The organism is Pseudomonas sp. FW305-70 (assembly GCF_058783925.1).
Window position 1 is genome coordinate 58,208 of record NZ_JBYSYZ010000034.1, and the last position, 9,827, is coordinate 68,034.

The 9,827-nt window shown below is 60.6% G+C and carries 11 protein-coding genes; 8 read left to right on the forward strand and 3 right to left on the reverse strand.

Translation table 11 applies throughout. The annotated features are described in order from the left end of the window. Positions 1-74: 74 nt before the first annotated feature. Complete coding sequence (locus AC3WN7_RS21760; RefSeq protein ID WP_095964845.1) at positions 75-578, reverse strand: L,D-transpeptidase family protein; 504 nt, start codon at positions 576-578, stop codon at positions 75-77. 121 nt (positions 579-699) lie between these two features. Further along, on the reverse strand, positions 700-1,251 hold the full coding sequence (locus AC3WN7_RS21765; protein WP_007973944.1) for an NUDIX hydrolase: 552 nt from the start codon (positions 1,249-1,251) through the stop codon (positions 700-702). A gap of 147 nt (positions 1,252-1,398) precedes the next feature. Here AC3WN7_RS21765 and AC3WN7_RS21770 point away from each other — a divergent pair, with 147 nt between their 5' ends. The 8 genes from AC3WN7_RS21770 (at position 1,399) to guaA (ending at position 8,753) form a co-directional block, all read left to right on the forward strand. Further along, the gene (locus AC3WN7_RS21770; RefSeq protein ID WP_095964846.1) at positions 1,399-1,998 is read left to right on the forward strand and encodes a CoA pyrophosphatase; all 600 of its coding nucleotides are present in this window, start codon (positions 1,399-1,401) and stop codon (positions 1,996-1,998) included. Between the two features lie 45 nt (positions 1,999-2,043). Continuing rightward, a complete protein-coding gene (locus AC3WN7_RS21775) occupies positions 2,044-2,568 on the forward strand; it encodes a gamma carbonic anhydrase family protein (RefSeq protein WP_102674873.1) in 525 nt (174 codons plus the stop codon). After that, the gene (locus AC3WN7_RS21780) at positions 2,565-2,780 is read left to right on the forward strand and encodes a DUF1289 domain-containing protein (RefSeq protein ID WP_015093657.1); all 216 of its coding nucleotides are present in this window, start codon (positions 2,565-2,567) and stop codon (positions 2,778-2,780) included. The genes AC3WN7_RS21775 and AC3WN7_RS21780 overlap by 4 nt, the downstream gene beginning before the upstream one ends. A gap of 135 nt (positions 2,781-2,915) precedes the next feature. Then, on the forward strand, positions 2,916-3,383 hold the full coding sequence (locus AC3WN7_RS21785; protein ID WP_015093658.1) for a VUT family protein: 468 nt from the start codon (positions 2,916-2,918) through the stop codon (positions 3,381-3,383). Between the two features lie 77 nt (positions 3,384-3,460). Then, on the forward strand, positions 3,461-4,642 hold the full coding sequence (gene purT, locus AC3WN7_RS21790) for a formate-dependent phosphoribosylglycinamide formyltransferase (RefSeq protein WP_007982831.1): 1,182 nt from the start codon (positions 3,461-3,463) through the stop codon (positions 4,640-4,642). A gap of 171 nt (positions 4,643-4,813) precedes the next feature. After that, complete coding sequence (locus AC3WN7_RS21795) at positions 4,814-5,362, forward strand: hypothetical protein (RefSeq protein ID WP_007973932.1); 549 nt, start codon at positions 4,814-4,816, stop codon at positions 5,360-5,362. Positions 5,363-5,580: 218 nt separating this feature from the next. Beyond that, positions 5,581-7,050: an IMP dehydrogenase gene (guaB, locus tag AC3WN7_RS21800; RefSeq protein ID WP_095964851.1), complete on the forward strand. Its 1,470-nt coding sequence runs from the start codon at positions 5,581-5,583 to the stop codon at positions 7,048-7,050. A 125-nt stretch (positions 7,051-7,175) separates the two neighbouring features. Further along, positions 7,176-8,753 (forward strand): glutamine-hydrolyzing GMP synthase, encoded by a 1,578-nt coding sequence (gene guaA / locus AC3WN7_RS21805; protein ID WP_102674874.1) that lies wholly within the window; start codon positions 7,176-7,178, stop codon positions 8,751-8,753. Between the two features lie 108 nt (positions 8,754-8,861). On the opposite strand, the gene AC3WN7_RS21810 is transcribed toward guaA, so the two are convergent. Beyond that, a partial coding sequence (locus AC3WN7_RS21810) for a membrane-targeted effector domain-containing toxin (RefSeq protein WP_218276770.1) occupies positions 8,862-9,827 on the reverse strand: 966 nt, incomplete at its 5' end.

The following is a 9,827-nucleotide window of genomic DNA, read 5'->3' on the forward strand; positions in this document are numbered from 1 at the left end:
TTCACCCCGTAGGAGCTGCCGCAGGCTGCGATCTTCTGATTTTATTTTTTGATGCCGACCAATGGTCGAAGGAATTACGGACGAATCTCGATCATCGTGCCGTCCGGCACCAGGTTCCAGACTTCGCGCATGTCCATGTTGCGCATGGCGATGCAGCCGTCGGTCCAGTCCAGGGTGTGGAACAGGTCTTCCGGGGTGTCTTCGGTATCCGGGGTGCCGTGGATCATGATCATGCCGCCGGGCTCGACGCCTTCACGACGGGCGCGGGCCGAGTCGCTGATGTTCGGGTAGGAAATGTGCATCGCCAGGTTGAATTTATCACTGATCTTGCGCCAGTCGACCCAGTAGAGGCCTTCCGGGGTGCGCTTGTCGCCTTCCATCAGTTTCGGCCCCTTGGGACGCTTGCCCAGGGAAATGCGATAGGTTTTGAGCGGCTTGCCGTCATTGATCAATTGCAATTGATGGGAAGACTTGAGAACCAGGATTTTCTCGATGACCTTGCCGTCCAGGGGTTCCAGGGCAGAAGCCTGGGACACCGCGACGAAAGACAAACAGAACAGGGCAAGCAACCAGCGCATTGAAACGATTCCCCAGGAGGTGTCGCGACTATTTATTTATAGATGTTTTTGTGGGAGCCGCCGAAGGCTCGGGCCGCGTTCGGGCGATTTTTCAGCGGCTACGAATGATACCAATATGGCATCAGATAATGGCAGGCTGAGCAAGCGGCGGAATCGATTCAGACCGTACGGGATAGACCTCGGTCCGCCGGTCAGCGAAGAAGCATTCTAAGGTACGGCCCACCGTGCGGAAAGCCAGCTCATCCCAAGGAATGTCCGCTTCGTCGAATAGTTGCACTTCCAGGCTCTCGGGGCCGGCAGAAAAATCCAGGTCCGCAAGTGTGGCACGGAAGAACACATGCACCTGGCTGATGTGCGGCACGTCGATCAGGGTATAGATGCTCAGGTTGCGCACCCGGGCGCAGGCTTCCTCGGCGGTCTCGCGAATGGCGGCCTGTTCGATGGTCTCGCCGTTTTCCATGAAACCGGCGGGCAGGGTCCAGTAACCGCGGCGCGGCTCGATGGCCCGCCGGCAAAGCAACACCTTGCTGCCCCAGGTCGCCACGCAGCCGGCGACGATATTGGGGTTCTGGTAGTGGATGGCCTGACAGCTGTCGCAGACAAAACGCAGGCGCGAGTCGCCCTCGGGAATACGCTGGGTCACCGGGTTACCGCACTGGCTGCAAAATTTCATGCTGGGGTTCCTGAATGCTGCGCCTATCTTGGCGTGCAGCAGTGCCGGTCGGCAAGTTGTCGTTTCGCGACATGGGGCGGTTGCGGGGGTTGGGCGACCGCAGCGATTGGTGCATGATGCCGGGTAAGGCACAAATCGAGAACACTCATGCTGGACGAGCTACTGCATCGGGTTAGTCACCACACTCCACGCACACTGGAGACCGATCGTCGTTTTCCCGAGGCCGCGGTGCTGGTGCCCATCACCCGCAGTGACGAACCCGAGTTGGTGTTGACCCTGCGTGCCAGCGGCCTGTCGACCCATGGCGGCGAAGTCGCCTTCCCCGGTGGTCGCCGCGACCCTGAAGACTCCGACCTGATTTTCACCGCCCTGCGTGAAGCCGAGGAAGAAATCGGCCTGCCACCGGGGCTGGTCGAGGTGATCGGCCCGCTCAGTCCGCTGATCAGCCTGCATGGCATCATGGTCACGCCCTATGTCGGGGTGATCCCGGATTTTGTCGAATACCGCGCCAACGATGCCGAGATCGCCGCGGTGTTCAGCGTGCCCCTGGAGTTCTTCCGCAAAGACCCCCGCGAACATACCCATCGCATCGACTATCAGGGCCGCAGCTGGTACGTGCCGAGCTATCGCTTTGGCGAATACAAGATCTGGGGGCTGACGGCGATCATGATCGTCGAGTTGATCAACCTGCTGTATGACGCCAAAATCAGCCTGCATCAACCTCCCAAAAGCTTTATCAATACCTGAAGCCATCGTTCGAATGGCACTGCCCGAGCCCTGAGGAAAACAACAATGAAATACCGCCTGGGCGACGCCCGTGTCGAAACCCATCCACAGAGCTGGGTCGCCCCCAATGCCGTGCTGGTGGGCAAGGTCAAGCTGGAAGAGGGCGCCAACGTCTGGTTCAACGCCGTGTTGCGCGGCGACAACGAGTTGATCCTGATCGGCAAGAACAGCAACGTCCAGGACGGCACCGTGATGCACACCGACTTGGGCTATCCGCTGACCATCGGCACCGGCGTGACCATCGGCCACAACGCCATGCTCCACGGCTGCACCGTCGGCGACTACAGCCTGATCGGCATCAACGCGGTGATTCTCAATGGCGCGAAGATCGGCAAGAACTGCATCATCGGCGCCAATTCGCTGATCGGCGAAGGCAAGGAGATTCCGGACGGATCGCTGGTCATGGGTTCGCCCGGCAAAGTGGTGCGCGAATTGACTGAACCGCAAATCAAGATGCTGGAAGCCAGCGCAGCCCACTATGTGCACAACTCGCAGCGTTATGCCCGCGATCTGGTCGAGCAGGAAGAATGACGGCCACCGAACGCCCGGTAGCATCGCCCTGCGTGAGTATTTGTGCGCTGGATGACGATGATATCTGCACCGGTTGCCAGCGCACGGTTGAGGAAATCACCCGCTGGAGCCGCATGACCAACGACGAACGGCGCAAGGTGCTGGGGTTGTGTCATGAGCGGGCCAAGGCCAGTGGGTTGGTGTGGATGATCGGGGCAAAACCGCGGTTGTAGGAGCGAGCCTGCTCGCGATGGACTCAAGAACACCGCGGGGAACCAGACTCCCCTGCGTTTTCGTTAACGACCATCGCGAGCAGGCTCGCTCCTACAGTATCCTGTGCGGCAAATTCACAGGTGCTTTCCAAGCCTATGCTCTTCCTGATCACCTACATCAGCAGCGTCGTGCTGATCAACTTCGCCTTTTCCACCGCGCCACACCTGGACATCCTCTGGTCGGCCTGGGGCGGGCTGGTGTTTGTGTTGCGCGACATGGTGCAAACCCGTTTCGGGCATGGCGCCCTCGTGGCGATGCTGGTGGCGCTGGTGTTGTCCTACGCCACCTCCGATCCGTCCATCGCCCTGGCCAGCGCCACGGCGTTCGCGGTTTCCGAGTGCATCGACTGGCTGGTGTTCAGCATCACCCGGCGCCCGCTGCATGATCGCCTGTGGATAAGTTCGGCCCTGAGCATTCCCCTCGATACCTTTATCTTCTTCGGCATGATCGACGCCCTGACGCCGGGGGTGATCCTCACCGCCCTGGGCTCGAAATTCGCCGGGGTCACCGCCGTGTGGCTGATCATGGCCTGGCGCCTGCGCAAACAGGCTGTCGTCAGCTGAAGTTCATGTAAAATGCCGCGCTTTCTCCCTATGGGAAGCGTGCTTCCCTCGATGATCCGCTTCTTGAGGACCTTCAGATGACCCGTATCGGAACTCCATTGTCGCCCACCGCGACCCGCGTATTGATGTGTGGCTGTGGCGAGTTGGGCAAGGAAGTGGTGATCGAGCTGCAACGCCTGGGCGTTGAGGTGATTGCCGTGGATCGCTACGCCAACGCGCCGGCCATGCAGGTGGCGCACCGCAGCCACGTGATCAACATGCTTGACGGCGCTGCCCTGCGTGCCGTGATCGAGGCCGAGAAGCCGCATTTCATCGTCCCGGAAATCGAAGCCATCGCCACCGCGACCCTGGTGGAGCTGGAGGCTGAAGGCTTCACCGTGATTCCGACCGCTCGCGCCGCGCAACTGACCATGAACCGCGAAGGCATCCGTCGCCTGGCCGCTGAAGAGCTGGACCTGCCGACCTCGCCGTACCACTTCGCCGACACCTTCGAGGACTACAGCAAAGCCGTCGAAGACCTCGGTTTCCCGTGCGTGGTCAAGCCGGTCATGAGCTCCTCGGGCAAGGGCCAGAGCCTGCTGCGCAGCGTCGATGACGTGCAGAAAGCCTGGGACTACGCCCAGGAAGGTGGCCGTGCCGGCAAAGGTCGGGTGATCATCGAAGGCTTCATCGATTTCGACTACGAAATCACCTTGCTGACCGTGCGCCACGTTGGTGGCACCACCTTCTGCGCGCCGGTCGGTCACCGTCAGGAGAAGGGCGACTACCAGGAATCCTGGCAGCCGCAGGCCATGAGCCCGATTGCCCTGGCTGAATCCGAACGCGTCGCCAAAGCCGTGACCGAAGCCCTGGGTGGCCGTGGTCTGTTCGGCGTCGAGTTGTTCATCAAGGGTGACCAGGTGTGGTTCAGCGAAGTCTCGCCGCGCCCGCACGACACCGGCCTGGTCACGCTGATTTCTCAGGACCTGTCGCAGTTCGCCCTGCATGCACGGGCCATTCTCGGCCTGCCGATCCCGTTGATCCGTCAGTTCGGGCCATCGGCCTCGGCGGTGATTCTGGTGGAAGGGCAGTCGACCCAGACCGCATTCGCCAACCTGGGCGCCGCCTTGAGCGAGCCGGATACCGCGCTGCGCCTGTTCGGCAAGCCTGAAGTCAACGGCCAGCGCCGCATGGGCGTGGCCCTGGCGCGCGACGAATCGATCGAAGCCGCCCGCGCCAAGGCGACCCGGGCTTCGCAAGCGGTTGTCGTCGAGTTGTAAACCCCCGTAACTCTGTGGGAGCGGGCTTGCTCGCGAAAGCGGTGTGTCAGTCAACATTAATGTATCTGACACACCGCTTTCGCGAGCAAGCCCGCTCCCACAGGTTCGGTGTTCAGTCTCTATAATTTGGGGGTGCCCAAGACCCTTCATCCAAGCTCCAGGCCTGTACCCATGAATTCCCAAAGCATCATCGTCCCGAAAATCTCCACCCTGCCGGTGCACGAGCCCCGGGCCCGGGCCGTTGTGCGCTGGCTGGTGCGCAAGAACATCATCCAGGAAGAGCTGACCACCTGCGGCCGCACTGGCAATCGCATGGCCCATGCCATCGCCGACGGTGCCCGCGCAGTGGTTTTGCACCCCGAAGCCCTGCCGTTCGGTGAGCCGGTCAATGGCCTGGAGATCATTACCAAGCGCTGCATCTATACGCCGGCCAAGGGTTTCCTTGAGGAAGCAGGCTGCGCCGAGTGCCGCAAGGAAGTCGGTGAAGCGCTGTTCGAAAGCCTGGAAGACTGGATGCCGGGGCGCACCGATAACTTCACCTGTCCGGAATGCGGGCATGAAGACGACATCAACGGCTTTCTGTTCCTGCAGGAATGCGGCTTCTCCAACCTCGGATTCATCTTCAACAACTGGGCCGAAGCCGGGTTCAAACAGAGCTTTCTCGACGAATTCGCCGATTGGCTCGATCAGCCAGTCAGCTGGGTCAAAGTCGAACTCTGAACTTCTGCAGGCGCGAGCTTCTCGCGATGAACTTTCAGGCCACGCGGGTTTCCAGGCAACCCGCATTATCGTTCACGACCATCGCGAGCAAGCTCGCTCCTACAAAAAAGCGCCCCGTATGTCAGTAATGCCAATAATAGTCAGAGTTTTACATTGAACCCGAGGGGGTGTCTGACTATAATGGCGCGCTTCCATTTTCCCGCTCGGGAGCCCCCGCGATGCTGCGTATCAGCCAAGAAGCTCTGACATTCGACGACATTCTCCTAGTGCCCGGTTATTCCGAGGTGCTTCCTAACGAAGTCAGTCTCAAGACCCGCCTTACCCGTGGCATCGAGCTGAATATTCCACTGGTTTCCGCTGCCATGGACACCGTCACTGAAGCCCGTCTGGCAATTGCCATGGCTCAGGAAGGTGGTATCGGCATCATCCACAAGAACATGACCATCGAGCAGCAAGCTGCCGAAGTGCGCAAGGTCAAGCGTTACGAAGCCGGTGTGGTCAAGGACCCGATCACCATCGTCGCCGACGCTACCGTGCGCGAACTGTTCGAACTGACCCGCATGCACAACATCTCCGGCGTTCCGGTACTGCACAATGGCGACCTGGTCGGCATTGTCACCTCCCGTGACGTGCGTTTCGAGAACCGTCTGGAAGCCACTGTCCGTGAAGTGATGACGCCTAAAGAGCGTCTGGTCACGGTCAAGGAAGGCGCCGACAAGAACGATGTGCGTGAACTGCTGCACAAGCACCGCATCGAACGCGTGCTGATCGTCGACGAAAAATTCGCCCTCAAGGGCATGATGACCGTCAACGACATCGAAAAAGCCAAGGCTTACCCGCTGGCTAGCAAGGACGATCAAGGTCGTCTGCGCGTGGGTGCTGCAGTCGGTACCGGTAAAGACACCGGTGACCGCGTTGCCGCCCTGGTCGCCGCCGGCGTTGACGTGGTGGTGGTCGACACCGCTCACGGTCACTCCAAAGGCGTGATCGACCGCGTTCGCTGGGTCAAGCAGAACTTCCCTGAAGTGCAGGTCATCGGCGGCAACATCGCCACCGGCGCTGCCGCCAAGGCCCTGGCCGAAGCTGGCGCTGACGCGGTCAAGGTCGGTATCGGCCCTGGCTCGATCTGCACCACTCGTATCGTCGCTGGTGTCGGCGTACCGCAAATCAGTGCCATCGCCAACGTCGCCGCCGCCCTTGAAGGCACTGGCGTGCCGTTGATCGCCGACGGCGGCATCCGTTTCTCCGGTGACCTGTCCAAGGCCATCGTGGCCGGTGCTTCCTGCGTGATGATGGGCTCGATGTTCGCCGGTACCGAAGAAGCGCCGGGCGAGATCGAACTGTTCCAGGGCCGTTCGTACAAGGCTTATCGCGGTATGGGCTCGCTGGGCGCCATGTCCCAGGCCCAGGGTTCCTCCGACCGCTACTTCCAGGACTCCTCGGCAGGCGCCGAGAAGCTGGTTCCGGAAGGCATCGAAGGGCGTGTTCCGTACAAGGGCACCCTGAGCGCGATCATCCACCAGTTGATGGGCGGCCTGCGCTCCTCGATGGGCTACACCGGTAGCGCCAACATCGAAGAGATGCGCACCAAGCCTGAGTTCGTACGGATCACCGGCGCCGGCATGGCCGAGTCCCACGTTCACGACGTGCAGATTACCAAGGAAGCGCCAAACTATCGGGTCGGCTGACGCCGACAGCTATAAGCCACAAGTTACAAGCTGCAAGCGGTGCTGTGATAGTGCAGTGCCGCGCGGTTTCCGATTACTTGCAGCTTGCAGCTTGAAGCTTGCAACTGCTTTTAAGAGTTTCCCCCATGGCCCTCGACATTCACGCTCACCGCATCCTGATCCTCGACTTCGGTTCCCAGTACACCCAGCTGATCGCCCGCCGCGTGCGCGAGATCGGTGTGTACTGCGAACTGCATCCGTTCGACATGGACGAAGATGCGATCCGCGAATTCGCTCCTAAAGGCGTCATCCTCGCCGGTGGCCCGGAGTCGGTTCACGAAGCCAACAGCCCTCGCTGCCCGCAAGCCGTTTTCGATCTGGGCGTGCCGGTCTTCGGTATCTGCTACGGCATGCAGACCATGGCCGAGCAACTGGGCGGCAAGGTTGAAGGTTCCGAGCTGCGTGAGTTCGGTTACGCCCGCGTAGACGTGGTCGGCAAGAGCCGCCTGCTCGACGGCATCGAAGACCACATCGACGCCGACGGCCTGTTCGGCCTCGACGTCTGGATGAGCCACGGTGACAAGGTCACCAAGATGCCGGAAGACTTCCACATCCTGGCCAGCACCCCGAGCTGCCCGATCGCCGGCATGTTCAGTGACGAGCGTCGCTACTACGGCGTGCAGTTCCACCCGGAAGTGACCCACACCAAGCAGGGCGGTCGCATCCTGTCGCGCTTCATCCTCGACATCTGCGAGTGTGAAGCGCTGTGGACGCCGTCGAAGATCGCTGAAGACGCCATCGCCCAGGTTCGCGCCCAGGTCGGCACCGACAACGTTCTGCTGGGTCTGTCCGGCGGTGTTGACTCGTCCGTGGTTGCCGCACTGCTGCACAAGGCCATCGGCGACCAGCTGACCTGCGTGTTCGTCGACAACGGCCTGCTGCGCCTGCACGAAGGCGAGCAAGTGATGGCCATGTTCGCCGAGAACATGGGCGTCAAGGTGATCCGCGCCAACGCCGAGGAGCAGTTCCTGGGCAACCTGGCCGGCGAAGCCGACCCGGAGAAGAAGCGCAAGATCATCGGCCGCACTTTCATCGACGTGTTCGATGCCGAATCCTGCAAGCTGGACAACATCAAGTACCTGGCCCAGGGCACCATCTACCCGGACGTGATCGAGTCGGCTGGCGCGAAAAGCGGCAAGGCCCACGTGATCAAGTCGCACCACAACGTGGGCGGCCTGCCGGAAGAAATGAACCTGAAACTGGTCGAGCCACTGCGCGAACTGTTCAAGGACGAAGTCCGTCGTCTGGGCCTGGAGCTGGGCCTGCCGTACGACATGGTCTACCGTCACCCGTTCCCGGGTCCGGGCCTGGGCGTGCGCATCCTCGGGGAAGTGAAGAAGGAATACGCCGACCTGCTGCGTCGTGCCGACCACATCTTCATCGAAGAACTGCGCAAGGCCGACTGGTACCACAAGGTCAGCCAGGCCTTCGTGGTGTTCCAGCCAGTGAAATCGGTTGGCGTGGTCGGCGATGGCCGTCGTTACGCCTGGGTCGTGGCCCTGCGTGCCGTGGAAACCATCGACTTCATGACCGCGCGTTGGGCACACCTGCCTTACGAACTGCTGGAAACCGTATCCGGCCGCATCATCAATGAAATCGAAGGCATCTCCCGCGTCACCTACGACGTGTCGAGCAAGCCGCCGGCGACCATTGAGTGGGAGTGATCGTATTTGAGCCTGTGAACCCGGGCTCAAAACGATAGCGGTAAAAGAAGCCCCCGGTCGCGAGACCGGGGGCTTTTTGCATGCAGGCGTGGCAGAAACAGGCACGAATTACAGAGGCAGACGCCCTTCGAGGTCCATGCCCATGCGGCTCAGGGCCCAGGACAGTTCGACGATACTGGCGTATGGCACCTGATGCACATCAGTCCATGTCGGGCGATTGATCAGGTATTTGCCGTCAACCGTACGCTCGACCAGCGTTCGCGCAATCTGGCGGTCTCTGCCGCGATGAATCAACGTCCAGGTTCCATCGACCTTCTCGAAGGTGAACATGCCTTGTCGGAACAGCAGCCGATTGAGTTCCGCCGGTGTTCGCTCGAGCAGCGGTAGCGGCATCTGCAGGCTCAGGTCGGCGTACAACGTATCGTATTCGCCACTGACATGGTCCGGTTGCGTGGTGAAGCCCCGTCCCACTTCGATGCCCCGGTCTGTCTCGATCAGCAGGCGTTGTTCGGGCAACACTTCTTCGATGCGCAAGCCGATGCCGCCCTGTATTTCACTGATGCCGGCCATACCGCGAAAGGTGTTGATGTTTTCCTGGTCGGTCAGTACCACCCATTTACCTGCGCCATTGAGGGATTCGTTAGCCTGCATGATCGTGTGGGTGAGGTAGTTCTTTATGGCTTGCTCATGCATGTCGGGCAGTGGCGAGGTGGGATAGCGATAGCTCGCCAGACAGTCCGTCGCCTGAACCCGAATGCCGTTGAGTCGCGCAGCCCTGACCACTTCAAGCGGCGTATACCGCCCTGACGGGTCGCTTTGCAGTTGTTGCAGCGTTTCCTCCAGGTCATCGGACATTTCCCCGGTGCTGAAGAATGTGTTCAAGTCCAGTTGACTGAAATCGTTGAGCAGGCGATGGAAATACAGTGTTTTGACCCCCTGTCTGGCGAGTGTCGGCATGTTCTCGATGAGAAAACGCATACTGGCAATGCGATCCTGACTCTCACCGATGACCAGGCCATTTGCTGCATCCAGCGCCTGCCCGATCAGTTCTGTGGCGGTGGTCGAGGGCGTGAC